At 63.1% G+C, this 25,282-nt stretch carries 27 protein-coding genes; 13 read left to right on the top strand and 14 right to left on the bottom strand.

Going from position 1 to position 25,282, the window contains the following annotated elements; genetic code table 11:
* The first annotated feature begins 122 nt into the window (after positions 1-122).
* The 4 genes from pgeF (at position 123) to HUI96_RS19945 (ending at position 3,775) form a co-directional block, all read left to right on the top strand.
* The gene (gene pgeF, locus HUI96_RS19960) at positions 123-914 is read left to right on the top strand and encodes a peptidoglycan editing factor PgeF (protein ID WP_188256449.1); all 792 of its coding nucleotides are present in this window, start codon (positions 123-125) and stop codon (positions 912-914) included.
* Entirely contained in the window at positions 915-2,066 is a 1,152-nt protein-coding gene (locus HUI96_RS19955) for a M24 family metallopeptidase (protein ID WP_188256448.1), read from the top strand.
* Positions 2,067-2,093: 27 nt separating this feature from the next.
* Positions 2,094-2,708: a hypothetical protein gene (locus tag HUI96_RS19950; protein WP_210320248.1), complete on the top strand. Its 615-nt coding sequence runs from the start codon at positions 2,094-2,096 to the stop codon at positions 2,706-2,708.
* Positions 2,709-2,839: 131 nt separating this feature from the next.
* Positions 2,840-3,775: a ribose-phosphate pyrophosphokinase gene (locus tag HUI96_RS19945; RefSeq protein ID WP_188256447.1), complete on the top strand. Its 936-nt coding sequence runs from the start codon at positions 2,840-2,842 to the stop codon at positions 3,773-3,775.
* Positions 3,776-3,790: 15 nt separating this feature from the next.
* Here HUI96_RS19945 and chrA read toward each other — a convergent pair whose 3' ends face one another.
* From chrA to HUI96_RS19930, 3 genes are all read right to left on the bottom strand, one after another.
* Entirely contained in the window at positions 3,791-5,128 is a 1,338-nt protein-coding gene (gene chrA, locus HUI96_RS19940) for a chromate efflux transporter (RefSeq protein ID WP_188256446.1), read from the bottom strand.
* A gap of 1 nt (position 5,129) precedes the next feature.
* Positions 5,130-5,942 carry a chromate resistance protein ChrB domain-containing protein gene (locus tag HUI96_RS19935; protein WP_188256445.1) on the bottom strand — a complete coding sequence of 271 codons (813 nt, stop codon included), beginning with the start codon at positions 5,940-5,942 and terminating at the stop codon, positions 5,130-5,132.
* A 129-nt stretch (positions 5,943-6,071) separates the two neighbouring features.
* The gene (locus tag HUI96_RS19930) at positions 6,072-6,842 is read right to left on the bottom strand and encodes a sulfite exporter TauE/SafE family protein (RefSeq protein ID WP_188256444.1); all 771 of its coding nucleotides are present in this window, start codon (positions 6,840-6,842) and stop codon (positions 6,072-6,074) included.
* Between the two features lie 268 nt (positions 6,843-7,110).
* Between HUI96_RS19930 and HUI96_RS19925 the strand changes: the two genes are divergently transcribed.
* Together HUI96_RS19925 and pth are read left to right on the top strand one after the other, a co-directional pair.
* The gene (locus HUI96_RS19925; protein WP_188256443.1) at positions 7,111-7,740 is read left to right on the top strand and encodes a 50S ribosomal protein L25/general stress protein Ctc; all 630 of its coding nucleotides are present in this window, start codon (positions 7,111-7,113) and stop codon (positions 7,738-7,740) included.
* Between the two features lie 24 nt (positions 7,741-7,764).
* Positions 7,765-8,487: an aminoacyl-tRNA hydrolase gene (gene pth / locus HUI96_RS19920; RefSeq protein WP_188256442.1), complete on the top strand. Its 723-nt coding sequence runs from the start codon at positions 7,765-7,767 to the stop codon at positions 8,485-8,487.
* 51 nt (positions 8,488-8,538) lie between these two features.
* Here the strand turns inward: pth and HUI96_RS19915 are convergent, their stop codons facing one another.
* Positions 8,539-9,462 (bottom strand): manganese catalase family protein, encoded by a 924-nt coding sequence (locus tag HUI96_RS19915; RefSeq protein WP_188256441.1) that lies wholly within the window; start codon positions 9,460-9,462, stop codon positions 8,539-8,541.
* A 161-nt stretch (positions 9,463-9,623) separates the two neighbouring features.
* Here HUI96_RS19915 and ychF point away from each other — a divergent pair, with 161 nt between their 5' ends.
* Positions 9,624-10,727 (top strand): redox-regulated ATPase YchF, encoded by a 1,104-nt coding sequence (ychF, locus tag HUI96_RS19910; RefSeq protein ID WP_188256440.1) that lies wholly within the window; start codon positions 9,624-9,626, stop codon positions 10,725-10,727.
* Between the two features lie 118 nt (positions 10,728-10,845).
* Here ychF and HUI96_RS19905 read toward each other — a convergent pair whose 3' ends face one another.
* The gene (locus HUI96_RS19905; RefSeq protein ID WP_188256439.1) at positions 10,846-11,382 is read right to left on the bottom strand and encodes a DUF1097 domain-containing protein; all 537 of its coding nucleotides are present in this window, start codon (positions 11,380-11,382) and stop codon (positions 10,846-10,848) included.
* Between the two features lie 284 nt (positions 11,383-11,666).
* Between HUI96_RS19905 and HUI96_RS19900 the strand changes: the two genes are divergently transcribed.
* Genes HUI96_RS19900 through HUI96_RS19890 form a run of 3 tightly spaced genes read left to right on the top strand, consistent with a single transcriptional unit; the run spans position 11,667 to position 13,625 of the window.
* A complete protein-coding gene (locus tag HUI96_RS19900) occupies positions 11,667-12,641 on the top strand; it encodes a magnesium transporter CorA family protein (protein ID WP_188256438.1) in 975 nt (324 codons plus the stop codon).
* 58 nt (positions 12,642-12,699) lie between these two features.
* The gene (locus HUI96_RS19895) at positions 12,700-13,158 is read left to right on the top strand and encodes a MaoC family dehydratase (protein ID WP_188256437.1); all 459 of its coding nucleotides are present in this window, start codon (positions 12,700-12,702) and stop codon (positions 13,156-13,158) included.
* Positions 13,155-13,625, top strand: a complete 471-nt coding sequence (locus HUI96_RS19890) for a MaoC family dehydratase (protein WP_188256436.1) — start codon at positions 13,155-13,157, stop codon at positions 13,623-13,625. The genes HUI96_RS19895 and HUI96_RS19890 overlap by 4 nt, the downstream gene beginning before the upstream one ends.
* 116 nt (positions 13,626-13,741) lie before the next feature.
* Here HUI96_RS19890 and HUI96_RS19885 read toward each other — a convergent pair whose 3' ends face one another.
* The 8 genes from HUI96_RS19885 to HUI96_RS19850 all read right to left on the bottom strand — a co-directional run bounded on the left by HUI96_RS19885 (position 13,742) and on the right by HUI96_RS19850 (position 22,089).
* The gene (locus HUI96_RS19885; RefSeq protein ID WP_188256435.1) at positions 13,742-14,287 is read right to left on the bottom strand and encodes an adenine phosphoribosyltransferase; all 546 of its coding nucleotides are present in this window, start codon (positions 14,285-14,287) and stop codon (positions 13,742-13,744) included.
* Between the two features lie 96 nt (positions 14,288-14,383).
* Positions 14,384-15,247, bottom strand: coding sequence for a cytochrome c1 (locus tag HUI96_RS19880; protein WP_188256434.1), 864 nt, complete (start codon positions 15,245-15,247; stop codon positions 14,384-14,386).
* 26 nt (positions 15,248-15,273) lie between these two features.
* Positions 15,274-16,551, bottom strand: a complete 1,278-nt coding sequence (locus HUI96_RS19875; RefSeq protein WP_188256433.1) for a cytochrome b — start codon at positions 16,549-16,551, stop codon at positions 15,274-15,276.
* A 19-nt stretch (positions 16,552-16,570) separates the two neighbouring features.
* Entirely contained in the window at positions 16,571-17,173 is a 603-nt protein-coding gene (gene petA / locus HUI96_RS19870; RefSeq protein ID WP_188256432.1) for a ubiquinol-cytochrome c reductase iron-sulfur subunit, read from the bottom strand.
* A gap of 284 nt (positions 17,174-17,457) precedes the next feature.
* Positions 17,458-17,760: a DUF6665 family protein gene (locus tag HUI96_RS19865; RefSeq protein ID WP_188256590.1), complete on the bottom strand. Its 303-nt coding sequence runs from the start codon at positions 17,758-17,760 to the stop codon at positions 17,458-17,460.
* A 70-nt stretch (positions 17,761-17,830) separates the two neighbouring features.
* Positions 17,831-19,699, bottom strand: coding sequence for an ABC transporter ATP-binding protein (locus HUI96_RS19860; RefSeq protein WP_188256431.1), 1,869 nt, complete (start codon positions 19,697-19,699; stop codon positions 17,831-17,833).
* A 114-nt stretch (positions 19,700-19,813) separates the two neighbouring features.
* Complete coding sequence (locus HUI96_RS19855; RefSeq protein WP_188256430.1) at positions 19,814-21,682, bottom strand: ABC transporter ATP-binding protein; 1,869 nt, start codon at positions 21,680-21,682, stop codon at positions 19,814-19,816.
* Between the two features lie 86 nt (positions 21,683-21,768).
* Positions 21,769-22,089, bottom strand: coding sequence for a hypothetical protein (locus tag HUI96_RS19850; protein WP_188256429.1), 321 nt, complete (start codon positions 22,087-22,089; stop codon positions 21,769-21,771).
* A gap of 278 nt (positions 22,090-22,367) precedes the next feature.
* On the opposite strand from HUI96_RS19850, the gene HUI96_RS19845 reads away from it, so the two are divergent.
* Positions 22,368-22,823, top strand: coding sequence for a tRNA (cytidine(34)-2'-O)-methyltransferase (locus tag HUI96_RS19845; protein ID WP_188256428.1), 456 nt, complete (start codon positions 22,368-22,370; stop codon positions 22,821-22,823).
* A 7-nt stretch (positions 22,824-22,830) separates the two neighbouring features.
* Here HUI96_RS19845 and HUI96_RS19840 read toward each other — a convergent pair whose 3' ends face one another.
* Positions 22,831-23,088 (bottom strand): hypothetical protein, encoded by a 258-nt coding sequence (locus HUI96_RS19840; protein ID WP_188256427.1) that lies wholly within the window; start codon positions 23,086-23,088, stop codon positions 22,831-22,833.
* Positions 23,089-23,193: 105 nt separating this feature from the next.
* On the opposite strand from HUI96_RS19840, the gene hemF reads away from it, so the two are divergent.
* Positions 23,194-24,108: an oxygen-dependent coproporphyrinogen oxidase gene (gene hemF, locus HUI96_RS19835; protein WP_188256426.1), complete on the top strand. Its 915-nt coding sequence runs from the start codon at positions 23,194-23,196 to the stop codon at positions 24,106-24,108.
* Positions 24,109-24,608: 500 nt separating this feature from the next.
* Positions 24,609-25,253 (top strand): alpha/beta hydrolase, encoded by a 645-nt coding sequence (locus tag HUI96_RS19830; RefSeq protein ID WP_237684249.1) that lies wholly within the window; start codon positions 24,609-24,611, stop codon positions 25,251-25,253.
* Positions 25,254-25,282 lie beyond the last annotated feature (29 nt).

The following is a 25,282-nucleotide window of genomic DNA, read 5'->3' as shown; positions in this document are numbered from 1 at the left end:
CGGCGCAGTTGTCTCGGTTGACTTGGGATTGCCGCTGGCTCACTTTCCGCCGCCAGCCGAAGCAGCCAAGGAGTTCCCTCGATGCCCAAGCCCCTGACCGTCCGCGGAGAACAGCATCGCGGATGACCGAGCATCACGGGCCAGCGCCTCTTCAGTCGGACTTGCTAAAAGGCCGATCGTCCGGAATCCGCCATGGCTTCTTCACCCGGCTCGGCGGCGTGTCGGAAGGCATCTACCGGGGCCTGAACATCGGCACGGGCTCGCAGGACGAGCCAACCAGGGTGGCGGAGAACCGACGGCGTGTGGCAGCCTGGATGGGGGTGCAATCCCCTGCCCTGCTTTCGCTCTATCAGGTCCATTCCCCTGACGTGATCGTAGCGACGGGTCCGTTCGCGGGCGAGCGCCCCAAGGCGGATGCCATCGTCACCGACCGACCAGGACTGGCGCTGGGTTCGTCGTCGGCCGATTGCGGGCCGGTTCTGTTCGCGGACGTCGAGGCGCGCGTAATCGGAGCAGCGCACGCCGGTTGGAAGGGGGCATTCACGGGCGTGCTGGAGAACACCATTGGGGCGATGGAGTCTCTCGGGGCGAAGCGATCCCGTATCATTGCGGTGCTCGGCCCCTCGATCGGGCAGGACAACTACGAGGTCGGGCCTGAATTCGTCGCGCGCTTCCTGGATGCAGATGGCGGCAACACGACATGGTTTAAGCCGTCCACGCGCCCCGGGCACTGCTACTTCGACCTCAACGGCTATACAGTAGATCGGCTGCGCAAGGCGGGCGTGACGGCTGAGGCGCTCAAGCGCTGCACTTACGCGGAAGAGGACCTGTTCTTCTCCTATCGCCGCGCGACGCACCGCAAGGAGCCTGATTACGGCCGGCAGATATCTGCAATCGTGCTGGAGGACCTTTGAATGGCCCTGCATTTCGAGCGAACCGAGTTCGACGCCCGTCGCGACCGGCTGACGATTGAGATGGCGGAGAAGAAGCTGGATGCGCTGGTGCTCTTCGCGCAGGAGAGCATGTACTGGCTGACCGGCTACGACACCTTCGGTTTCTGCTTCTTCCAGGCTCTCGTGGTGAAGGCGGACGGCTCGATGGTGCTGCTCACCCGCTCCGCTGATCTGCGCCAGGCGCGGCACACCTCCACCATCGATAACATCGTCATTTGGCTTGACCGCGAACAGGCCAATCCGGCGTTGGACCTTCGTAACCTGCTCAACGACCTCGGCCTGCTGGGAGCCCGCATCGGCGTCGAATACGACACGCATGGCTTGACCGCTCATAACGGCCGCAGGCTTGACGAGCAGTTGCTGACCTTCGGGCAGATCATCGACGCTTCGGGCATTGTGCCACGGCTGCGCCAGTTCAAAAGCCCGGCCGAGATCGAGAAGGTGGAGCACGCCGCGGCTCTGTCGGATGATGCGCTCGACGCGGCGCTGCCATTGATCACGCAGGGCGCCGACGAAGGCGCCATTCTGGCAGCGATGCAGGGCGCGATCTTCACCGGCGGCGGCGATTATCCCGCCAACGAGTTCATCATCGGCTCAGGACCCGACGCCCTGCTCTGCCGTTACAAGTCCGGCCGCCGGAAGCTGTTGAAGAACGACCAGTTGACCCTGGAATGGTCGGGCGTCTTCAACCACTATCATGCACCGATGATGCGCACGATCCTGACCGGAAAGGCCACGAAGCGTCATCAGGAGCTCTACGAAGCAGCGCATCACGCGATGATGGCGGTCGAGAAGGCGATGATGCCTGGCAAGACCTTCGGGGACGTGTTCGACGCCCATGCCAAATCGCTCGAGGCGGATGACCTCACGCGCCACAGGCTGAACGCGTGCGGCTATTCAGTAGGCGCGCGATTCGCGCCCAGTTGGATGGACACGCCGATGTTCTATCAGGGAAACTCCGAGCCGATCGCTCCAAACATGACGCTCTTTGCGCACATGATCATCATGGACTCGGAGGCCGAGACGGCCATGACACTCGGACGCACCTATCTCACCACAGAAACGGCACCAAGGCCACTTTCCCGCCATGATCTCGACTTGATCGTGAAGTGAATCGTCACTCGCGAAGGGGTACCGCAATTGGTTTTTGGTTCTGAGGGCGCCTGGCGGATCTCCAAGCTTGCAGGTGCCGTGCTCGTAGCAGTCGGGCTTTCGGCCTGCACCAGCGCCCAGGACGTCCTGGAGCCATCTGCGATTGCGCCGACCTCCGTGGCTGACGCCAGCGATCCGTCGACGGCTTCGGTAGATCAATCCGCCGCTACCCTCTCTACAGCCGCGACGAGCCCCGCTCCGGCTGCCACGGCCACCCAGTCGGCAGCCCTCATCGGCAGGGCGAGGGTCTACTTCGCTCCTCTCGTCGGCGCATCAGTGGAAGCGGCCACTTCGCTGTCGGAGCGCCTGGCGACGCGCGCCAAGGACCGCGGCATCCGGATCACCGGCAGTTCGGACACGACGACCACTCATCTCTTGAAGGGGTATTTCACACCGCTCGTCGAGGGACGCGAGACCACCGTGATCTACGTCTGGGACGTCTACGACCCTACCGGCAACCGCATCCATCGCATCTCCGGCCAGCAGAAGGTGACTTCCGCAGGCGGAGAAGGGTGGGCCGCGGTGCCGGACGCGGCCATGCAGGCGATCGCGGATTCAACGGTGGAGCAGTTGACAGGCTGGCTCGCCGGCGGTCAGGGCTGACTCATATCGGGAACACGAAGCTTCCTGCGGCAGTTCGCTTGACGATGTTTACATCATTCCGGACGGGTTCTGCTTGCAATGGCGGTTAAGCCGGTTAAAAGCCCGCTCAACCATCCCCTCGGAAAAGACAGATGAAGCTATTTGCGGGCAACTCCAATCGGTCCCTTGCAGAGGCAGTAGCCCGTTATCTGAATATCCCGATCGGCAAGGCGAGCGTGCGCCGCTTTGCCGATCAGGAGATTTTCGTCGAGATCCAGGAGAACGTGCGCGGCGAGGATGTCTTCATCCTCCAGTCCACGTCGTATCCGACCAACGACCATCTGATGGAACTGCTCATCATGATGGACGCCTTCATGCGGTCCTCGGCGCGGCGCATCACGGCGGTCATTCCCTATTTCGGCTATGCCCGGCAGGACCGGCGCGCATCGGGGCGGACCCCGATCTCCGCAAAACTGGTTTCCAACATGATCACCCGCGCCGGAGCGAACCGCGTCCTCACGCTCGACCTCCATGCCGGGCAGATCCAGGGCTTCTTCGACATCCCGACCGACAACCTGTTTTCCGTCCCCGTCATGGCCCGCGATGTGAAGGCCAAGTACAAGCAGCTCGACAATGTGATGGTGGTGTCGCCCGACGTTGGCGGCGTTGTGCGCGCCCGCGCGCTGGCAAAGCGAATCGATGCCCAGCTTGCCATCGTCGACAAGCGCCGTGAACGGCCCGGTGAGTCCGAGGTCATGAACGTGATCGGCGACGTGCATGGCAAGGACTGCTTGCTGCTCGACGACATCGTCGATTCGGGCGGCACGCTCTGCAATGCGGCCGAGGCACTGCTCGAAAAGGGTGCCAACAGCGTGTCGGCCTACATCACCCACGGCGTGCTTTCAGGCGGCGCTGTCGCCCGCATCACCGGCTCGAAGCTGCAGGAGTTGGTCATCACCGACTCCATCCAGCCCACCCAGGCCGTGATCGACGCCCGCAACATCCGCGTCATCTCCATCGCCGACCTGATCGGCGAGGCGATCTCGCGCACCGCACAGGAAGAATCGGTTTCCAGTCTGTTCGACTGAGCCTAATCCCGCCGATCAGATCAGGCGCACCGCGATTCCGGCCAGCGCCGCCAGCACGAGTACGGCGATCATGTTCGCGTGCAACCTCAACAACGCAATGGCCGCACCAAGCGCGATCACGAACGCATAAAGGTCGAGGCTGGCGGGATCCGGCACTGGAAAAGTGAACGGCCCGGCGACCACCTCCCCCATCCGTGCGAACAGCACGTGCAGGGCGAACCACACCGCCAGATTGGCTATGACGCCGACCACCGCCGCGGTTACCGCGGCGAGTGCGCCGCTCAGCCAGCGCACGCCACGTATCGTCTCGACATAGGGCGCCCCGACGAAGATCCAGAGGAAACAGGGTACGAAGGTGAACCAGAGCGTCACGCCCGCCCCCGCCAACCCGCCGAGCAGCGGGTCGAAGCCCGACAGCCTGGCGCCGCCAAGGAAACCGACAAAGACCAGGACGAGGATCAGCGGGCCCGGCGTAGTCTCCGCCAGGCCCAGCCCCGTCAGCATCTCGTCGGGTTTCAGCCAGCCGTATATCTCGACAGCCTGCTGCGCCACATAGGCGAGCACCGCATAAGCGCCGCCGAAGGTGACGCTCGCCATCTTGGAGAAGAACACACCCTCGGCGGTGAGCACATGACCTGGACCGTAAATTGCCCAGAGGAGCCCTAGCGGAACGAACCAGATGGCGAACCAGATCGCCAGGGTCCGCACGAACCGCTTCCAGTTGGGCCGCGTCCATTCGGGTATCAGGGTTGCCTCCGCGCTCGCATCCGCGCCGGCACCGTTCGACCGCACAGGACTGGCAAAGTCGCGCCCAACCGCTCCCACCAAGGCAGCGGCAAAAATGATCACAGGAAAAGGGATCTTCAGGAATGCGATGGCCACGAAGGCCACGATCGCCATCCCGACAGCCGCTCGACTGGTGATTGCCCGGCGCGAGACACGGACGAGGGCCTCGAGCACGACCGCCAGAACCGCGGCCTTCATGCCAAACAGCAGGCCCTCGACCAGCGGAACGTGCCCAAGGGTGAAATAGAGGGCGGAAAGTGCGGTGATCACCACCGCACCCGGCAGCACGAACAGCAATCCCGCGATCAGCCCGCCGCGCACGCCGTGCAGCAGCCATCCGGCATAGGTCGCGAGTTGCATCGCCTCCGGGCCGGGGAGCAGCATGCAGTAATTGAGCGCGTGCAGGAAGCGTGGCTCGTCGAGCCATCGCTTCTCCTCGACCAGGATTTTGTGCATGAGCGCGATCTGACCCGCCGGCCCTCCGAAGGAAAGAAGTCCGATGCGGGTGAATGTGCGCGTCGCCTCCGAGAACGAAGGCACGTTCCCTTGGCGCAAACTCTGGTCCATCTCAGGTCGCCCCCGCCGGCCAATTGTGTGTTTCTGCCGTGGCGTACCGGCACCAGGCGTACAGTGAATCATAGAGGAGGAATCCCTTCTCCATCTGAACAAGGTCATCCGCCTCCATTGCAGACAGCCCGAGCGACAAAGCGAGCAAGCCGGCTGCCTGCGGTTCCAGATCCAGACGCGCGGTGTCGGCGGCGCGCACGATCCTGGCGAGATGGAGCAGCGCAGGATCGGCGATCCCAAACTCCTCGACCAGCGTGTCGCTGGTGCAGGTCTCACCGCGATGAGAATAGTGAACTCCCTTTACGTCGTAGGGAATCCAGCCGGTTTCCTCGGCCATGTCGATGACCCACTCGGCGGCGGCGAAGTGGAAGATGGCCAGCGGGTCGATGAAACGCCGGATTAGCCAGGGACAGGCAATCCGGTCGATCTTGGGCCGCTCCCGAGTAACCCAGATGCTGGCCTGAGGAAGTCCGGGCTCGATACCCGGTCCTTCCTTGGCGACGGTCGGCCCACCGGCGGCAATCCAGGCCTCCAGGCCACCCTCAAGCATCCCGGCTTCGGCGCCAGCCACAAGCAGTTCTGCCAGCGCAATCTCGCTGACATTGTGACCCTGAGCACAGTAGACCACCAGTCGCCGCCCAGACGGCAAGCCCGGCAGCCACTCACCGACCTTCATGTGATCGCGCCAGAGGGCGCCGGCTATCCGCACTGGATTATCGGCGCGAACTGCCAGACGGCGCACGTCGATGAAGAGCGGACTTCTATCGGTTCCGACAAGCGGGATCAGTTTTTGGGCTTGAACTTTGCGAGACATGGCCGCTCCTCCGCATAGCATCGCGAAGGCGGAACTTGGGCGCACGCCTCACGGGGAGTCCACCATGCCCCCGAGTGGCCATGATAGACGCGCAACATGACACCTTCAAGAAGGGTCAGGCTGACCGTATCATCGCAGTACGCCATCCAGGACCGGCAGGCCGATGATGGCCGCAGCAGCGATCAGCGCGAAGCAAACGCGGCGGAACAGCTTCTCGTCGGATCGCCCGAACATTCGCGAGCCGAAGTAGAGTCCTATACCGAACGCGGGGCCCACAAGAAGGGACAATCTCAATGCCTCGAGTGTGATCAGGCCGCCCATGAGATAGCTGACCAGGGAGATCACGCTGGAGATTGCGAAATAGAGGACGGTATTGGCGCGTACTGTCACTGCCGGAATGAACCCACCCAGCCAGTATGCGACCACGGGAGGACCGCCGATTTGGGCAGCACCTGAAAACACGCCCGAGGTCATGCCTACGGCGATCGTTGTCGGTACGTTCGGCTTGCCATGATACCGCCATCCCGAAATCAAAAGGACGAGCAGCGCAAAGACCACCGCGGCGATACCCCAACGGATCGCCACCGGATCGACTGCGGTGAGGAGATAGGCGCCGGCTGGAATGCCGATCGCCGCGCCCAGGGCCATTGTGCCTACGCTCGGCCGTTCCGCTTTGCGCCAGGCGTTGGGGATCATCGTAAGCGTAAGCATCATGTCGATGACGAGCAGGATCGGCACGGCCAGCTTCGGGCCGATCACCGAGCTTGCGAGAGGCACGAAGATCAGCGCACCGCCGAAACCCGAGAAGCCGCGCGCCAGCCCTGCGATCAGGGCCGACAATGCGAGAAAGATGAATTCGCCCGCTGAAAGGGCTGAGATCAGTTCACTGGCTTCGGTCATAAGGGCGAGCCAGTAATGCTCCTTGCTTCACCATCGATAGCCCCAGTCTCGCGGTGATGCCCGGACCAGCAGTCCCAGCTATGCAGTCCGAGCTCGATGCAAGCGAAATCTTGCGCCTCGCCGCCCCTTTCGCTATAGAGCCGCCACCCGCGTAGACACCCTTGGAGGCAGCGCGGGCGAGGGCCGCGCAAGACGCGGCTTTCGACGTTTTCGGATCACCGCTGCCCGCAGCGCCGGAAACGCTCCAGCAACACGGAAAGGAAATGCCATGAGCCAGTCCTACGAGCTCAAGGCCGAGGCGCGCGAACAGGTCGGTAAGGGGTCCGCCCGTGCAGTTCGCCGCGAAGGCAAGATCCCTGCGGTCATCTATGGAGACAAGCAGCCTCCCCTGGCTATCGCTCTCTCCTACAAGGAAATCTACTACAAGATTCACGGCGGCGGCTTTCTGACCACCGTCACCACGATCGACGTCGGCGGCCAGAAGATCCGGGTCCTGCCGCGGGAGTACCAACTCGACCCAGTCAAGGACATGCCTTTGCATGTCGACTTCCTGCGCGTTAGCAGGGACACCGAGGTCAATGTCCTGGTTCCTGTCCACTTCCTCAACGAAGAGAAGTCGCCCGGCATCAAGCGCGGCGGCGTGCTCAACATCGTTCGCCATGAGGTAGAGTTCCGCTGCCCGGCCAATGCGATCCCGGATTCGATCGAGATCGACCTGACCGGCCGGGAAATCGGCGACTCCATCCACATCTCGGCGGTGAAGCTGCCGGCGGGCGTGCAGCCGGTCATCCAGGACCGCGACTTCACGATTGCCACCATCGCTGGCTCCGCTGCGATGAAGCCGGCGGCCGAGGAAGCCGAGGCGCCGGCCGCAACCGAGGCTGGCGGCGAGGAGTAATCCTCCCGCCCCGGAGGCTGAGCCATGCTGGTCTTTGCAGGCCTCGGCAATCCGGGCGCGAAATATGCCAACAACCGGCATAATGTCGGGTTCATGGCGGCGGATGAGATCCACCGCCGCCATGGCTTCTCCGCCTGGTCCAAAAAGTTCCAGGCGCTCGTTGCCGATGGAACGATCGGCGGCGAAAAGGTCCTCCTCATCAAGCCGCAGACCTTCATGAACCTTTCCGGCCAGGCGATCGGAGAGGCGCTGCGGTTCTACAAGCTCACCCCCTCCGCGCTGACCGTGTTCTACGACGAACTCGACCTTGTCGCCGGCAAGGTACGGGTCAAGAAGGGCGGAGGATCAGGCGGCCACAACGGCATCAAGTCGATCGACGCCCATCTCGGCAAGGATTACCGACGCGCGCGCATCGGGATCGGCCATCCGGGCGTGAAGGAGTTGGTACACGGCCATGTGCTCGGCGACTTCGCCAAGGTCGACAAGGAGTGGCTGGAGCCGCTGCTAGAGGCGATTGCCGTTAATGCCCCCCACCTCGTGAAGGGTGAGGATGACAAGTTTATGAACCGGGTAAGCCTGGCGGTGTCCGGCCCTGCCGGTACGGCCGCGGAGCCCGAAGCGGCTCCCAAGAAGAAACGCGTCAGCCATATACGGCAGGCCCGCCCGCAGCAGCCCGCCGTCAAGGTCCCCGAAAGCGGGCCGATGGCGGCGATGCTGAAGAAGCTGTTTGGGAAGGGCGAATCCTGAGCTTGTGGCGAGATCTCCGGTGCGGATCACTCGCCACGTGAGCCCGGACTTCTACCGCGAGGCCTGATACAGCTTCGCCGCGATCTCGTACATTTCCTCGGGTGCGTAGTCGGGCGTGAAGGCGGAGGGCTCCCCGACCAATTCCTGGATCTTGCCTCCGTCCGGCATGCCTTCGACCACCTCCAGTTCTCCGGGAGGATCGCCGGCCAGCGCCGTCTCGCCATTGCCCCAAATACCCGCGATCTCGGCATAGTCACTGGGGCTGAAGGTATAGAGACGGCGGTGCGCACCTTCGGCCAGGTATTTCTGGGCCTCGGGGATCTTGTCGAGCGGGATGTTGGGCGTGGGCAGCATCTTCTCGATCGACACGCCCGTGACCTTCTTCAGCGCCAGAGCATAGGCGTGCGCGTGGACGGAGCCGCGGACCAGCAGGTATCCGCAGACCTCTCGGCCGGTCGGATCGGTGAGCGTCTCATAGACTCGCAGCTTGTGCAGCCTCGCCCCGCACTCCAGGTGGAAGTTGTGTAGGAGGTCGAAGATGACGTTGCCTGTCGTGGTGACGAAGTCCTTGTTCCAACTGAGCCCGTTGCTGTCGACCGGGACGGCGCCTCCGCCCTGCGAGAAGAAGCCGGCAGCTAGCCGCACATCCTTCATCATTTCGAACGGAGCGTTGGTGACGTCGCCAGGCATCGTATCGTCATGGTCCTCGTCCGGCCCGTTGTTGAGCATGGCCACGCCATTGCTGACCAGCTCGACATGGCCCAACTCTTCCGCGGTGATCGCCGCGACGAGGCTGTAGAAGGGACGCAGCTTGCTCTTCGACCGGAAGTTGAAACTCTGAAACAGATAATTTCCGAGTGTTGACATCTCCCCATACTTGCCGCCCAGCAGTTCCTGAAGCGCGGCGGCGGCGTTTGCATCTTGTTTCGCGGGCGGCGGCAGTTCGATCTGCAGCTTGTCGACGCGCAAGAACATGGCTGACCTCCTGTTTTGACGTGGCCCAACAAACGGAGGAACGGCATGTTCCAAACGCGACCCGTCGTCCTGGATGCCAGCCAAACAGGCCGCAGGCCTTGACGATCGGCGATCCTTTCCCCCATACGCGCGGGCAAAACCTCGTTTCCTAGGACATTGCCATGGGTTTCAAATGCGGCATCGTTGGCTTGCCCAACGTCGGCAAGTCGACGCTGTTCAACGCGCTGACGCGCACCGCCGCGGCACAGGCCGCCAACTATCCGTTCTGCACGATCGAGCCGAATACCGGCGAGGTGGCGGTCCCCGATCCGCGCCTGCAGAAGATCGCTGCGGTGACCAAATCGAAGGAGATCATCCCGACCCGCATCTCCTTCGTCGACATCGCCGGCCTGGTGCGCGGCGCCTCAAAGGGTGAAGGCCTCGGCAACCAGTTCCTCGCCAACATTCGTGAGGTCGACGCCATAGTGCACGTCCTGCGCTGCTTCGAGGATGACGACATCACCCATGTCGAGGGCCGCATCAATCCGGTCGCCGACGCCGAGACGGTCGAGACCGAGCTGATGCTGGCAGACCTGGAAAGCCTCGAGCGCCGCATCGTGCAGTTCCGGAAGCGCGCCCAGGGCAAGGAAAAGGAAGCCTTGGCCGTACTGCCGGTGATGGAGAAGGCGCTCGCGCTGCTGCAGGACGGCAAGCCGGTGCGCCTGATGCTGCAGGGCATCTCGCTGGACGACCTGAAGATCCTGCAGGGCCTAAACCTGCTCACCTCGCACCCCGTCCTCTACGTCTGCAACGTCGCGGAAACGGATGCCGCCACCGGCAACGAGCACACGCTCGCGGTAGAGGCTATGGCTGCGGCACAAGGGGCCGGCGTGGTGGTGATCTCAGCGGCGATCGAGGCCGAGGTCGCACAACTGCCCGACGAGGAGGAACTCGAGTTCCTCGCCTCCATGGGGCTCGAGGAGCCGGGTCTGGATAAGCTGATCCGCGCCGGCTACGCGCTGCTCAACCTCATCACCTATTTCACCGCCGGCCCCAAGGAGACGCGGGCCTGGACGATCGAGAAAGGCACCAAGGCGCCGCAGGCGGCCGGCGTCATCCACACGGATTTCGAGCGCGGCTTCATCAGGGCTCAGACGATCGCCTATGAAGACTATGTCAATCTCGGCGGCGAAGTGGCGGCCAAGGAAGCCGGCAAGGCACGCGACGAAGGCAAGGAATACGTCGTTCAGGACGGCGACGTCATGCTGTTCAAGTTCAACACCTGACGTTCTACGCCGACAGCGAGGCGAAGTCCCACCGCGCTGCGTGTCACGGAAGCTTCACGGCTTCCGTGACCCCAAATCTAATCTCAACCGCCGGGCTGAGGCCGACGAGGTCCAGCCGTCAGGCCGGATGTGCGGTGGTCGGCCGTGCCTTTGTTAGGGCGCCTGCCGCCTTCTCGGAAATGAAGCCGAACACGGCCCCGATCACCATCGAGATGACGATGTTGATCAGCGGATTGTCGACAAGCGAGGCGGACAGCACGGTACCCGTCTTGCCGGCGAGCAGCGTATAGCCGGCGACGCAGGCAAAACCGTACACGGACGATGGTATGCTGCTCAGCGCCGGTGCATTGGCGCCCAGGACCATAGCGATCACCCCGAGCCCGACCAGGATGCCGGCGGCCACCGGAATGCCGAGCGGGCCTGCGAGCGCACCGAGGAGCACGAAGACGATCCAGGCGATGATCGCTCCGTAGACATGGGCAGGAATGTTGGTCTTCAGCGCGGCCTGCCCGCCGCCGGAGTGGAAGAATGCAGCCCAGGCCACGAATGCGGCCCAAATTTGCAGGCCCAGTGCGCCGACTGGACCGACGAACAGCCAGGTGGCGATCCCGCCCAGAACACCGATGCTGATAGCAAGTGCGGTGAGAAGTGGCATTTGTTCCTCCCGATCTTGCACGAAGAGGGTCAATTACCAGACTGTGAGTGTGCGGCTCACATCCGCTTCAGTTTCCCCTCCAACGTCTTCGAAGCTTCTGCCCATATCGGACCTGACGCAAGGGTTACTTTCGGTCGCAACCACCAATCCGCCCCACTCCTCGGGCTGCGCACTCGCCTTTACCCGCGCCGGGCGGGGGATTATGCGGCTCGCGCTTACCGGGCTCCGTGCTACAACCGGTTCCAGAAAGACCGTTCGAACATACCAGCCCCGAGGAAAGCTCAATGATCCGAGCCTTCGCTGCGCAGGGGGATCGCCTGCGCCAGTTGTCCGACCTTGGAAATGGCTTGGCGGGTGCGGTCTGGGTCGACCTGCTCAGCCCCAGCAAGGAAGAGGAGCAGACCGCCGAACGCTGGCTCGGCATGGGCATTCCAACCCGCGAAGAGATGGAGGAGATTGAAACTTCGTCCCGCCTTTATGCCGAGGGAGACGGCTTCGTGATGACGGCCACGATCCCCGCTCAGTCCGATGATGTCGGCAGCAGGATCGGGCCGGTCACCTTTGTCCTCACGAAGAACAGGCTCGCGACCATACGCTACCACGAGCCTCGGGTCTTCGAGACCTTTCCGGCTCGGGCAGAGAACGCCGACCTGAACTGCACCGACGGTACCTCGGTGCTGATCGCCCTCCTGGAAATGATCGTTGACCGGCTGGCCGATCACTTGGAGCAGGCGAGCCGCGACGTCGTCGATCTGTCCCGGCAGATTTTCCATCCGACCGCGAAGAAGGCTTCGAAGCGCGACCAGGATTTCCAGCACATATTAAGGCGGATCGGCCGGTTGGAGCACTTCATCTCCGACGTGCAGGACAGCCTCGTCAGCCTGCAACGCCTCTCCGGGTTCCTGAGCAATATCGCCATGGTCAAGCAGGGCGACAAGGACCAGCGCGGTCGCGTCAAGACCTTGTCGCGCGACGTGCTTTCGCTCGCCGCCCACGCCGAGTCGCTTTCGCAGAAGATCATCTTCCTGCTCGACGCAACGCTCGGCATGATCAACATCCAGCAGAATGCAATCATCAAAATCGTGTCGGTCGCTGCGGTGGTGTTCCTGCCACCGACCCTCGTCGCCTCCGTCTACGGCATGAACTTCCACAACATGCCCGAGTTGGACTGGGTCTTCGGCTATCCGCTTGCAATTGGCGCAATGATCCTCTCGGCGGTCCTCCCCTTCTGGTGGTTCAAGAGCCGCGGATGGCTCTAAGTCTGGCCCCGGCAACCTTCCTCTGCTAGGCGAGACCGGAACAACGAGGACGGGGGCGATGACCGACAAGCGCTGGGCATACGAGGACTTCGAGGAAGGATCGTCGATCGACCTCGGAACCAAACTCGTGACCGCGGAAGAGATCGTCGAGTTCGCCAGCGAGTTCGATGCGCAGCCCATGCATCTCGACGAGCAGGCGGGCAAGGAAAGTATCCTTGGCGGCCTGTCGGCATCTGGCTGGCACACCTGCTGCATCGTCATGCGCATGATCTGCGACGCCTTCCTGCTCGACTCGACTTCGCAGGGCGCACCGGGCGTCGATCATGGCAAGTGGAGGAAACCGGTGCTCGCGGGGGATACGCTGACCGGCCGCACCACGGTCGTAGCCAAGCGCCCCTCTCAGTCCCGGCCGATGATCGGCTTGGTCCTATGCCGGCACGAACTCTTCAACCAACGCGGAGAAACCGTTTTGGAGTTCCAGAACAGCATGATGTTCCTGAGGCGGGAGACGGCATGACCCTCGACGAATGGCTCGAGGTCGGAGTGACAGTCCCGATCGGCTCGCATCATTTCTCGGCGGAGGCCATCAAGGCATTCGCCCAAAAATACGATCCTCAGACATTCCATACGGACGAGCATAAAGCGCAGGAATCCGTTCTCGGCGGTCTCTGCGCCTCTGGCTGGCATACGGCGGCCGCCTGGATGAAGTGCAACATCGCGACTCCGATCAACCGCGACGGGAGACGATGGACCGGGCCTTGCCCCGAGCCCGAAATGGGCCCCTCCCCCGGCTTCACCAACATGAAATGGCTGAAGCCCGTCTATGCCGGCGAGACTGTCTCCTATACGCGCAGGGTCGTCAGCCACCGCACGATGGCCAGCCGGCCCGGCTGGCGGCTCGTATCGCTGCACTCGCAGGGCTTCGACTCGAAGGGCGACAAGGTCATCGAGTTCGACAGCGCCGTACTGGTGAAGGTGGAGTAATCCAACGGTGCGCCCTTAGCGGCGCGGGAATTTTGGGTGCGTCCTTCGAGGCTCGGGCGAGCCTCGAAGGACGCACCTAAACTCCAATGTCCCTCAAAGTTGGGACCTAAAAGCCTTCAATGTCCCTCGAATGCGATCAGCGTGCGCACGTCCACGCCGAGCGCCTCGAGCTTGGCGCGGCCGCCGAGGTCCGGCAGGTCGACGATGAAGCAGGCGGCGACGATGTCGGCCCCCATCTGCGTCAGCAGCCGCACCGCTCCCTCCGCAGTCCCGCCTGTTGCGATCAGGTCGTCGACAAGGATGACCTTCTCGCCCGGCTTGACCGCATCGCGGTGCATCTCCATCTCGTCCAGTCCGTACTCCAGGCTGTAGGCGACGCGTACCGTTTCGTGCGGCAGCTTACCCTTCTTGCGGATCGGCACGAAGCCGGCCGACAGTTGGTGGGCGATGGCGCCGCCGAGGATGAAGCCTCGAGCCTCGATCCCGGCGATCTTGTCGATCTTCGACCCCGCATAGGGATGCACCAGTTCGTCGATCGCCCGCCGGAACGCGCGAGCGTTGCCGAGCAGCGTGGTGATGTCGCGGAACAGGATCCCCGGCTTGGGATAATCTGGAATCGTGCGGATCGAAGAAAGCAGCGTCTCTTCTAGGGAGGACTTCATCGCGGACGACTCCTTGCCCGGCATAATTGCCTTTAGACGCGCGAAAAGAAAAGGGCGCCGCAGCGCCCTTGCCCATATTCGGGTTTGATTTTCCGCTTAGTGGGTGACTTCAGACCAGACCTTGCGCTTGGTGATGTAGACCAAGGCGCCGAAGAGGATCAGGAAGGCGAGCACGCTGAAGCCAGTCTGCTTGCGCGCCGTCATGTGCGGCTCCGCAGCCCACATCAGGAAGGCGGCAACGTCGTGCGAATACTGCTTGACCGTCTCCGGCGAGCCGTCGTCATAGGTCACCTGTCCGTCGCTAAGCGGCGGCGGCATTGCCAACGACTTTCCGGCGATGAAATACGGATTGTAGTGGGTGCCTTCCGGGATCTGCATCCCCTCCGGAGGCTGCTGATCATAGCCGGTCAGCAGGGAATAGAGGTAGTCAGGTCCGCTCTCCGCATACTGCGTGAAGATGTCGAAGATGAAGGTCGGAAAGCCACGCTCGACGCCACGCGCCTTGGCGATCAGCGAAAGATCAGGCGGGGCGGCGCCATTGTTTGCCGCGGCGGCCGCTTCCGTGTTCGGATAGGGCGACGGGAAATAGTCGGACGGGATACCCGGGCGATTGAACATCTCGCCATCGGCGTTCGGGCCGTCCTGAACCTCATATTGAGCCGCGATCGCCTTCACCTGGGCGTCGGAATAGCCAAGCCCTTCCAGCGTCCGGAACGAGACCAGGTTCAGTCCATGGCAGGCGGCACAGACTTCGCGATACACCTTCAGCCCGCGCTGCAGCTGGGCCAGGTCGTACTTGCCGAACGGACCGGCGAAGGACCAGCTTTCGTGGTGCGGCTTGAAGATCGGGAAGTGGGTCGGCTCGGCGGCCGAATGCCCCGCTTCCTCCGCGGCCGATGCACCGAATGCGCAGACCGTGGCGACCGACAGAACGGCCAGGCCCTTGAGAATCCTTTTCATAGCGAAGTCCCTCTAGATTCTCTGGCTTAGACCTTGGCGGCAACCGCCGGATGAGCCTTGTTCTTCGACAGCACTGCCTCGGTGATGGAGTTCGGCAGCCGACGCGGAGTCTCGATCAGGCCGAGAACCGGCATGATGACGATGAAGAAGGCGAAGTAGTAGAGCGTCGCCACCTGCGCCATTGCCACATAGGCGCCCTCGGCCGGTCGCGAGCCCAACCATCCCAGGAAGATGGCATCGGCCACGAAGAGCCAGAAGAACAGCTTGTACCACGGACGGTAGACCGCCGAACGCACGCGCGAGGTGTCGAGCCAGGGCACGAAGAACAACACCGCGATCGAGCCGAACATCGCGAGCACGCCGCCCAGCTTGGAGTCGATCGGCCCGATGTTGAAGGTGATCGCACGCAGGATGGCGTAGAAGGGCAGGAAGTACCATTCGGGCACGATGTGCGCCGGCGTCTTCAGCGGATTCGCCTCGATGTAGTTGTCCGGATGGCCAAGATAGTTCGGCATGTAGAAGATGAAGTAGGCGAACACAGCCAGGAACACGATCATTGCGAACGCGTCCTTGATCGTGGCGTAGGGCGTGAACGCCACGGTATCGGTCTTCGCCTTGACCTCGATGCCCGTCGGATTGGTCTGACCGGTGACGTGCAGCGCCCAGACGTGCAGGACGACGACGCCGGCGATCATGAAGGGCAGCAGATAATGCAGCGCGAAGAAGCGGTTGAGCGTCGGATTGTCGACCGCAAAGCCGCCGAGCAGCAATTGCTGAATCCACTCGCCGACCAGCGGGATCGCGGTGAAGAAGCCGGTGATGACGGTGGCGCCCCAGAAGCTCATCTGGCCCCACGGAAGCACGTAGCCCATGAAGGCCGTCGCCATCATCAGCAGATAGATGATGCAGCCCAGGATCCAGAGCAGTTCGCGCGGAGCCTTGTAGGAACCGTAGTAAAGGCCGCGCATGATGTGGATGTAGACGGCGATGAAGAAGAACGACGCGCCGTTGGCGTGCATATAACGCAGCAGCCAGCCGGAGTTGACGTCACGCATGATCTTCTCAACCGACACGAAGGCCAGCGACGTGTCGGACACGTAATGCATCGCCAGCACGACGCCGGTGAGGATCTGCGCGATCAGCATCAGCGAAAGAATGCCGCCGAAGGTGTAGGCGTAGTTCAGGTTGCGCGGAACCGGGTAGGCGACGAATGAATCGTAGACGAGACGCGGCAAAGGCATGCGCGCGTCGATCCACTTTCCGATCCCGGATTTCGGCGTGTAGGTCGAGTGTCCACCGCTCATGATGTCTTTCCCAGGCCCCTCAGCCGATGCGAATCTTGGTGTCGGAAACGAACTGGAATACCGGAACCGCAAGGTTCTCCGGAGCCGGACCCTTCCGGATGCGTCCGGCCGTATCATAGTGCGAGCCATGGCAGGGGCAGAACCAGCCGCCGAAATCGCCCTGCTGACCGAGCGGCACGCAGCCCAGATGCGTGCAGGAGCCGATCATCACCAGCCAGTTCTCCTTGCCGTCGCCAGCGGAGCGATCCTCGTCCGTTGCCGGGGCGTCGGCAGCCTTGTTCGCATTACGCGCGACCGGATCCTTCAGTTCCGCCATCGGAACCGACTTCGCCGCCTCGATCTCTTCGGGCGTGCGGTTGCGGATGAAGATCGGCTTGCCGCGCCACTTGGCGGTCAGCGACATGCCCGGCTCGAGCGCCGCCACATCGACTTCGACGGTCGCGAGCGCCAAGGTCGAAGCGTCTGGCCGCATCTGGTCGATGAAGGGCCACACCGCGCCGCCGACGCCGACGACGCCCGCCATTCCGGTAGCTATGTAAAGAAAATCGCGACGGGAAGGTTCAATGGTATCTTCTGCGCTCACGGAACGGGCATCCTTTCGCCTAACCCCTCGCCGGAACATGGTCCCCCTGACGCACCGGCCCGTATTCGCGCGGCGGCACGGGCTGGAGAAGTCCTCCGGCAGTCGGGGTGGTTTATGCGTGAAGCCCACGCTTGTCCAGACGGGCCAAGAGAGGACGGCAGATTGTCGCGGGGCTCGATTGCGCGCTGTGGATTGCACGCTTCGCTCAGGACGCGACGCCTACATCGCCGCCACCGTTCTTGACCGTAGTCATTCGCAACACCAAGGACTTCGCCCGCACCGGCGTCAGGCTCTTCAATCCTTGGGACGAGGCATGTCGATCATCACTTCGCGCCGAGCCGCACCAGCACCTCGTTCGGGATACCGTATTCCCGAATCACCTCGTGGTGCCGGCGCAGGCCGCAGAGCTCTCGCTGGATGAAATAGGCGTAGACGCATTCGGCCGCATCCTTGAGCAGTGCGCGGCGCTCCTCCGGCGTCCCCTCGAATGCACGCAGACGTGCAAGCGCCTTCTCGACCTTCTCGCCGGCATGGCCAAGAGAGGCAGCCTTCTCGGCCAGGATCTCGACGTCGAGCGGGTTGGTGACCTGCGACGGCTGCAACTGCTGCGGCGGACGAAGCACCATTGTCACGTCTTCCTTCCTGAACGCATCAGAAGCGATCGTTCCTGCTGTCTTCACAGATCCCACAGGTGCCTCACTCGGCCGCCAGCCGGTCCGGCAGGAAGCCGCCGGACTGCCGCTTCCACAGTTGCGCATAGAGCCCGCCGCGGGCGATCAGTTGCTCGTGTCGACCCTCCTCGACGATCCGCCCGCGATCGAGCACGATCAACCTGTCGAGCGCCGCGATGGTGGAGAGGCGGTGCGCGATCGCGATCACCGTCTTGCCCTCCATCAACTGGTAGAGGTTGTCCTGAATCGCCGCCTCGATCTCCGAATCGAGGGCGGAAGTCGCCTCGTCGAGGATGAGGATCGGCGCGTCCTTCAGCATCATGCGGGCTATGGCGATGCGCTGGCGCTGTCCGCCCGAAAGTTTTACGCCGCGCTCGCCGACATAGGCGTCATAGCCCTTTCGGCCGCGCGGATCGGCGACGCCTCTTATGAATCCGTCAGCGGCAGCGCGCCGCGCCGCGTCTTCGATCTCGGCCTGACCCGCTCCGGCCTTGCCATAGCCGATATTGTCGCGAATTGAGCGATGCATCAGCATCGCTTCCTGGCTGACCACGCCGAACTGTGCCCTGAGCGAGGCCTGGGTGACTGAGCGCACGTCATGGCCATCGATGAGCACCCTACCCTCCTCCACGTCGAAGAGGCGCAGCGCCAGATTCACGATCGTCGTCTTGCCGGCTCCGGACGGTCCGACCAGCGCCACCCGCTCGCCTGGCCGAATGTGCAAGTTCAGGTTCTCGATGATGCCCTCGCCCTTTCCATAGTGGAAGGAGACGTTTTCGAACCGGATGTCCCCCTTCGCCCGAGGCAGCACCGTGGCTGCGGGCGCGTCGCGGATGGCGGGCTCTACCGAGATCGTGCGGGTGGCGTCCTGAACCGTCGCATAGTTTCGGATCAGGCCGTTGATGTTGAACATCATCCAGCCAGACATCTGGTTGAGGCGGAAGACGAGCCCCATGGCGGCGGCAACGGCACCTGTCGAGATCTCGCCTGCCGAAAAGCTCAGCATGCAGAGCGCCGCGATGGCGCTCATCATCATGCCGTTGAGAAGGGCCACCGAGGAGCGCACCGTGGTAACGGCGCGGGTCAGCCGTTTGACGGCGGCCAGGAAACGCTCCAGCCCGTCGCGGATGTAGGCATGCTCACGCCGTCCGCTGTCGAACAGCTTTACCGCCATGATGTTGGTGAAGGCGTCTACCAGGCGGCCGTTGAAGATCGACCGCTCGTCGGCGGTGGCGCGCCCGGCGCGCCGCATTTCGGGCAGCAGGAAATAGACGATCGAGCCGTAGCCGATGAACCAGACGATAACCACCGCGCCCATGCGCGGATCGAGCGCCACCAGGATCGTGATCGACAGCACCACGAAGGTGAGGAACGACCACATGGTCTGCAGCACGTTGACGATGAAGTCGCCCACCGCTTCGCCGCCCTGCATGATCTTGGTGGCGATGCGGCCCGCGAAATCGTTCTGGTAGAAATCGTAGGGCTGCTCGATCACCCGCCGGAAGGACTGCCAGCGAACCATCGAGAAGAAGCCGGGCACCACGATCTGCTGCTCAACGACAGCCGACGCGATCATGACCAGAGTCCGGATCACCAGCAGCAGGACCAGCATGCCCGCCAATTGCGGCCAGTGATCCGAGAACAGTGTGGCCGGATTGGAATGGTCGAGCAGGTCGATCAGCCAGCCGACCGCCCAGTAAAGCGCTGCATCCACACCACCCGAGAGGCCACCGACCAGCAGGAGCAGCAGGAACGGTCCCTTCGCCTGCGAGGCGAAATAGAGAATGAAGCGCCACGCCTCCTTGGGCAGCACCTCGCGGTCGGTGTCATGGAACGCATCGATGCTTCCCTCGACGCGATGCAGCAGCCTCTCACGAAAGCTTTCTTCCGCCATTCTTACTCGCTGGTTGGCCGGTCCGTGCGCCGGGCCACCGGCGCGAACCACGCATATAGGTGCTGCCGGGCGAAAGACACGTATCCGCCCGGACGAGCGCTCGTCCTAGCCCGATCACTCGGCGGCCGCCTTCTCCGCCTCCGGCTCGAGCGTGTCGTCGTTGGGAAGGAAGCCGCCGGACTGTCGCTGCCACAACTGGGCATAAAGGCCGCCCTGGGTGAGCAGTTCCTCGTGCGTGCCTTCCTCGACTACCATGCCCTTGTCCATGACGATCAGGCGATCCATGGCCGCGATGGTGGAGAGGCGGTGGGCGATGGCGATCACCGTCTTGCCTTCCATCAGCCGGTAAAGGTTGTCCTGGATCGCCGCCTCGACCTCGGAGTCGAGCGCCGACGTCGCCTCGTCGAGGATCAGGATCGGCGCGTCCTTCAGCATCACCCGCGCGATCGCGATGCGCTGGCGCTGTCCGCCCGAAAGTTTCACGCCCCGCTCGCCGACATGCGCGTCGAAACCCTTGCGGCCCTGCGCATCGGCGAGACCGGCGATGAAATCGAGCGCCTCGGCCTTTCGGGCCGCCTCGATGAGCATCCCCTCGGTGGCGTCCGGCCGGCCGTAGAGGATGTTCTCACGCACCGAGCGGTGCATGAGCGAGGTGTCCTGCGTCACCATGCCGATCTGTGCCCTGAGCGAGTCCTGGCGGACATGGGCGATGTCCTGATGGTCGATCAGGATGCGTCCGCTTTCCAGGTCGTAAAAGCGCAGCAGCAAGTTGACGAGCGTCGATTTGCCCGCGCCCGAGCGGCCGACGATGCCGACCTTCTCGCCCGGCCGGATGCGGATGGTGAGATCGTCGATTACGCCCTTGCGCTTGCCGTAATGGAAGCCGATGCGGTCGAACAGGATGTCCCCGTCCTTGACGACGATGTTCTTCGCGTCAAGCCGGTCCTCCACAACGCGCGGCAGCGAGATCGAGTTGATGCCGTCGCGCACCGTGCCAATGTTCTCGAACAGCCCCGACACTTCCCACATGATCCACTGCGACATGCCCCAGAGCCGCAGCACGAGGCCGATGGCGACCGCGACCGCTCCGATCGTCACCGCCTCCTCCAGCCATAGCCAGATCGACAGCGTGCCGATCGAAGCCAGCAGCAGCGAATTGATCATGTAGAGCGAGCCGTAGAGTTGGGTGACCAGCCGCATGGTGCGGTAAACGGTATCGATGAAGATCGACATGCTCTCGCGGGCATAAGAAGCCTCCCCCCGGCTGTGCGAGAACAGCTTTACCGTCTGGATGTTGGTATAGCTGTCGACAACGCGTCCGGTCATCATGGAGCGGGCATCGGCCTGCTCCTCCGAGACATTGCCAAGCCGCGGAACGAAGTATGTCAGCAGGCCTAAATAGGCCACGAGCCATACCGCAAGCGGCGTCGCCAGGCGCCAGTCGGACGAGCCAACGATGAACAGCATGCCGGCGAAATAGACGCAGACATAGTTCAGCACGTCGATAAGCTTGATTACGCATTCACGCACCGCGAGCGCAGTCTGCATGAGCTTGGCGGCGATACGCCCGGCGAATTCGTCCTGGTAGAAGCTCATAGACTGCTTAAGCAGGTAGCGATGCACCTGCCAGCGGATGCGCATCGGGTAGTTGCCCATCAGCGTCTGCTGCGAGACCAGGGAGTGCAGCAGCACGGTGGCCGGCAGCCCGACGAGCACGATCGCCGCCATGCCCGCGAGCTTCCAGCCCTCGGTCTGCAGGAATGTCTCGCGGTTCTGCGCCGACAGCCAGTCGACGATCGAGCCCAGGAAACCGAACATCCAGACTTCCGTCAGCGCAATCACCGCCATCAGCAACGCGGCGGCGATAATGTATGGCCACGAGCCCCTGGTGTAATGGAGGCAGAAGGCGATCAGTGTCTTGGGCGGCTCGGTCGGCTCCTCGGGAGGAAACGGATCGAGTCTCTTTTCGAACCAGGCGAACATGTGTGACTTTCCAGAAAACTCTTCGTAGCCCCGCTGCGCGCGATCGCGCTAGGCGCCGATTAACGCCGTCCGGCAACAGCATAGAATTACGGCGGCCGCTTGCCGAGAGCGGCTTTGCCGTCTCCTGACAGATCCCCGTCAGGGTCCGGGACCTTGCCCGCAAGCACGGCATTCGCAATTCGCGCGAACAGGCCCGGCCGACGCTTCACCGGCTCGGCGCACGAAAGGTCGAGGTCCGGCAACTGTCCGCGATGCGGGCGGATCGATCGCGGACCGGCTTCCCGGACCTGGCCGAGCGCTTTGGCCCATCCGATGAAGCGCGCTTCGTCGAGCCGGACGGGGCCATCGGAGTCGCGGATAAGGAGTATATGCGGGCCTTGCCGCCCGCGGCTGAAGCGAGAAAACATCGCCAAAATCCTTCGAGAACCAGGAGTGGTTTCCGGCGGAGATCGCGATCTGCTTTTGGAGTGGTCTAAAGCGTCGAACCGATACCGCCGTCAGGCGCTGCGCCCACGGTTGGGGCGGTGGATGTCTACGGTCATCATGAATTCCATGCTCCGCCTCCCTCGGTTCGAGTTGACAAGGCGCGTCTTATAACTCCATTCGGCGCTGAGAGCCACCCTCGAATTGCCGTAGCGTAAGGTGAGGCGATCAGTGTGGCCGACCTGCAACTCCGGGTTCGCCCTTGTCCTCGATCCGCATCGCGCTCTACCAGCCCGACATCGCCGGCAACACCGGCACGATCCTGCGCATGGCGGCGTGCCTAGACGTCGCCGTAGACATCATCGAGCCTGCGGGCTTCGACCTCTCAGACCGGGCGCTGCGGCGGGCCGGTATGGACTATATCGAGATGGCCGCGCTGACGCGCCACCTCGACTTCGCTTCCTTTGACGATTGGCGGCGAAGCGAGGGACGCAGGCTGGTCCTGTTCTCCACCAAGGCCGCCCTGCCCTACACGGACTTTACGTTTTCGCCCTCGGACATCCTGCTCTTCGGCCGTGAATCTGCGGGTGTACCGGATGTCGTTCACGATGCCGCCGACGCCCGCCTGCTGATCCCGATGCGCGGTGGCGGCCGCAGCCTCAATGTCGCGCTGGCCGCAGCGATGGCGGCGGGAGAGGCGCTGAGGCAAGTGGGATAAGATTCTCTCAATCCGCGGCCGGAAGCCTGCGGATCGTAAACTCGATCACGTCATTGGGGCGCTCGAACCAGCTTTCGATCGAAGTCCAGTAGGCCTGCTTCGGCCAGCGGTCGAACCATTCCTGCGCCTTGAGACGCGCGTCCGGGCGGGGTAGAACGAAGGTCTCACGGATAAAGCCGTCGCCGATCCGCTTCGATCCCTCGGAGCGGGCGCGGTGGAGCTGCTTCTTCAGCCCATCGAGCGGCGGTCTGGTCGGTGCACGCACCGTGCAACCTCATGCTGCTTGACGCTCACGGTCAACAGATTAGGGATCGACGCAAAAAATGCGAGTCCTTTGTCGGGCTCTGCACTGGACGACGAAGGAGTGATCATGAAGCGTCCCGAACTGCCGGCTGGCCTTCCCGCAGACATCGAGGAGCGCAAGGCGAGCGCCCGTAGTTGGTTCGAGGAACTGCGCGACCGCATCTTCGCAGAGTTCGAACGCTTGGAGGACGAGTTCACCGGCCCCCTGTCCGAGCAAGAGCCGGGACGTTTCGAGCGCAAACCTTGGCTGCGGGACAAGGGCGCCGGAGGCGGCGGCGTGATGTCGACCATGCGCGGCCGCGTGTTCGAGAAGGTGGGCGTGCACACCTCGACCGTGCATGGCGAGTTCTCGCCCGAGTTCCGCAAGCAGATCCCGGGCGCGGTGGAAAACCCGCGTTTTTGGGCGAGCGGCGTTTCGCTGATCGCGCACATGCAGAACCCCAATGTGCCGGCCGTGCACATGAACACGCGCATGGTGGTCACTTCGCGCTGGTGGTTCGGCGGCGGGGCAGACCTGACCCCGGTCCTGGACAGGCGCCGGACCCAGGACGATCCCGACACGGTCGCCTTCCACAAGGCCATGCGCGCTCCCTGCGAGGCTCACTCAGGCGTCGCGGACTACGAGAAATTCAAGGCGTGGTGCGACGACTACTTTTTCCTGAAGCACCGCAACGAGCCGCGCGGGATCGGCGGCATCTTCTTCGATTGGGTCCAGCCCTCCCCGGAACAGGGCGGCTGGGATTCGGGCTTCCGCTTCGTCCAGGATGTCGGGCTCGCCTTTCTCGACATCTATCCGCGCCTGGTGCGGGCGAATTTCAATACGCCTTGGACACCGGCCGATCGGGAGGAGCAACTGGTACGGCGCGGCCGCTACGTCGAGTTCAATCTCCTCTACGATCGCGGCACGACGTTCGGGCTGAACACCGGCGGCAATGTAGAGGCCATCCTCTCCAGCATGCCGCCCGAGGTGAAATGGCCCTGATGGCGCGTAGCCCTCTCCGCTTGGCATTCGCATCGTCTACGAAGACCGGCTCGATCACGTCCGCGCGAGACGTGCGTCTTGGCGATACGGATTGATTCAGCGCGTGGACTTTTCTACGAAATCCTCTATGAAGATGGCGTCATCCGGCTACGAGTCGTAAGATGATCGACGCGGGTCCACGCTTTTATCGATCGGACCGCGGATCCTGAAAATTTCCTTAACCTTTGGCTGGGATTCCTTGCCTCATGGCTGATTTGCGCGCTCCCGGCTTCGCCCTGCTGATTCTGGCGTCTCTTTCGATCTCTACCGTGGCTACAGCGGAAGCCTCGCCGCATTGCCGCCCTGATGCAGTTGTTTCGATGGCGACGAGTGGCGAAACCGGCCAGCTTCCTGGGCAGACTCCGTCTGCGGAGGAGCCGTGCGCAACCGCAATGACATCGAAGACGGACGTTTCAAAAACATTGACCGACCAACGCAGATCCAAACTGCCCGAAGCCGCAATGGCGGCAATCCAGCGGGCCAAGCAGTTCAAGGTAACCTACCGGCAGCCGAAGGACCCGTCGGGCGACACGCTCGTCCTGCTGCACGGCTCCGGCGGAGACGAGACCACGCTGTTGCCGCTCGCATCGCGGGCCTCGCCTCACGCGTCGCTGATTGGGGTCGCCGGCCGAGTGACCCAGGAAGGCACGAAACGCTGGTACCAGCGCCTCACGCCGACCTCGTTCGACCAGAAGGACATCCGCGCCGAGGCAGCGGCGTTCGCCGACTTCCTCGAGACCGCGCAAAGGGCAAAGACGCTAGACCTCGATCATACAGTCTTCGTCGGCTACTCGAACGGGGCGAACCTGTTGGCGGCCCTCTGCCTCCTTCATCCCGGCCTCGTGGAGCGAGCGGTGCTGTTGAGGCCGATGCCCGTGCTGGAGGATGTGCCCTCTGCCGACCTCTCCAGGTCGCGTTTCCTCATGGTGATCGGCGAAGAGGACGAGACCTATGCGCCCTTTGGCCCCGGGCTCGAGAAACTGCTGCGGGATCACGGGGCGCGCGTCGACCCCAGGGTGGTCAAGGCGGGCCATCTGCTTGGTGACCAGGACGTGGAAGTGGTCGCCGGCTGGCTGGATCGGGCAAATGCGGTTTCGCAAAACTGACAACAGGCTGAGCTATTAGTCGGAGATTA

Origin of the sequence: Pseudaminobacter soli (ex Zhang et al. 2022) (assembly GCF_014595955.1) — a bacterium.
Taxonomy (GTDB): domain Bacteria; phylum Pseudomonadota; class Alphaproteobacteria; order Rhizobiales; family Rhizobiaceae; genus Kumtagia; species Kumtagia pseudosoli.
The sequence above is the reverse complement of the archived record's forward strand: the minus strand, read 5'-3'. Positions and strand labels throughout refer to the sequence as shown.

What these genes read in the sequence shown, in the direction of transcription:
- hemF (WP_188256426.1), top strand. Translation starts at nt 23,194, where the DNA reads ATGAAGCGTCCCGAACTGCCGGCTGGCCTTCCCGCAGACATCGAGGAG.
- ychF (WP_188256440.1), top strand. Translation starts at nt 9,624, where the DNA reads ATGGGTTTCAAATGCGGCATCGTTGGCTTGCCCAACGTCGGCAAGTCG.
- HUI96_RS19945 (WP_188256447.1), top strand. Translation starts at nt 2,840, where the DNA reads ATGAAGCTATTTGCGGGCAACTCCAATCGGTCCCTTGCAGAGGCAGTA.
- HUI96_RS19930 (WP_188256444.1), bottom strand. Translation starts at nt 6,842, where the DNA reads ATGACCGAAGCCAGTGAACTGATCTCAGCCCTTTCAGCGGGCGAATTC.
- HUI96_RS19895 (WP_188256437.1), top strand. Translation starts at nt 12,700, where the DNA reads ATGACCGACAAGCGCTGGGCATACGAGGACTTCGAGGAAGGATCGTCG.
- HUI96_RS19925 (WP_188256443.1), top strand. Translation starts at nt 7,111, where the DNA reads ATGAGCCAGTCCTACGAGCTCAAGGCCGAGGCGCGCGAACAGGTCGGT.
- HUI96_RS19855 (WP_188256430.1), bottom strand. Translation starts at nt 21,682, where the DNA reads ATGTTCGCCTGGTTCGAAAAGAGACTCGATCCGTTTCCTCCCGAGGAG.
- HUI96_RS19905 (WP_188256439.1), bottom strand. Translation starts at nt 11,382, where the DNA reads ATGCCACTTCTCACCGCACTTGCTATCAGCATCGGTGTTCTGGGCGGG.
- HUI96_RS19900 (WP_188256438.1), top strand. Translation starts at nt 11,667, where the DNA reads ATGATCCGAGCCTTCGCTGCGCAGGGGGATCGCCTGCGCCAGTTGTCC.
- HUI96_RS19830 (WP_237684249.1), top strand. Translation starts at nt 24,609, where the DNA reads ATGGCGGCAATCCAGCGGGCCAAGCAGTTCAAGGTAACCTACCGGCAG.
- pth (WP_188256442.1), top strand. Translation starts at nt 7,765, where the DNA reads ATGCTGGTCTTTGCAGGCCTCGGCAATCCGGGCGCGAAATATGCCAAC.
- petA (WP_188256432.1), bottom strand. Translation starts at nt 17,173, where the DNA reads ATGTTCCGGCGAGGGGTTAGGCGAAAGGATGCCCGTTCCGTGAGCGCA.
- HUI96_RS19850 (WP_188256429.1), bottom strand. Translation starts at nt 22,089, where the DNA reads ATGTTTTCTCGCTTCAGCCGCGGGCGGCAAGGCCCGCATATACTCCTT.
- HUI96_RS19880 (WP_188256434.1), bottom strand. Translation starts at nt 15,247, where the DNA reads ATGAAAAGGATTCTCAAGGGCCTGGCCGTTCTGTCGGTCGCCACGGTC.
- chrA (WP_188256446.1), bottom strand. Translation starts at nt 5,128, where the DNA reads ATGGACCAGAGTTTGCGCCAAGGGAACGTGCCTTCGTTCTCGGAGGCG.
- HUI96_RS19915 (WP_188256441.1), bottom strand. Translation starts at nt 9,462, where the DNA reads ATGTTCTTGCGCGTCGACAAGCTGCAGATCGAACTGCCGCCGCCCGCG.
- HUI96_RS19955 (WP_188256448.1), top strand. Translation starts at nt 915, where the DNA reads ATGGCCCTGCATTTCGAGCGAACCGAGTTCGACGCCCGTCGCGACCGG.
- HUI96_RS19860 (WP_188256431.1), bottom strand. Translation starts at nt 19,699, where the DNA reads ATGGCGGAAGAAAGCTTTCGTGAGAGGCTGCTGCATCGCGTCGAGGGA.
- HUI96_RS19875 (WP_188256433.1), bottom strand. Translation starts at nt 16,551, where the DNA reads ATGAGCGGTGGACACTCGACCTACACGCCGAAATCCGGGATCGGAAAG.
- pgeF (WP_188256449.1), top strand. Translation starts at nt 123, where the DNA reads ATGACCGAGCATCACGGGCCAGCGCCTCTTCAGTCGGACTTGCTAAAA.
- HUI96_RS19935 (WP_188256445.1), bottom strand. Translation starts at nt 5,942, where the DNA reads ATGTCTCGCAAAGTTCAAGCCCAAAAACTGATCCCGCTTGTCGGAACC.
- HUI96_RS19890 (WP_188256436.1), top strand. Translation starts at nt 13,155, where the DNA reads ATGACCCTCGACGAATGGCTCGAGGTCGGAGTGACAGTCCCGATCGGC.
- HUI96_RS19885 (WP_188256435.1), bottom strand. Translation starts at nt 14,287, where the DNA reads ATGAAGTCCTCCCTAGAAGAGACGCTGCTTTCTTCGATCCGCACGATT.
- HUI96_RS19865 (WP_188256590.1), bottom strand. Translation starts at nt 17,760, where the DNA reads ATGGTGCTTCGTCCGCCGCAGCAGTTGCAGCCGTCGCAGGTCACCAAC.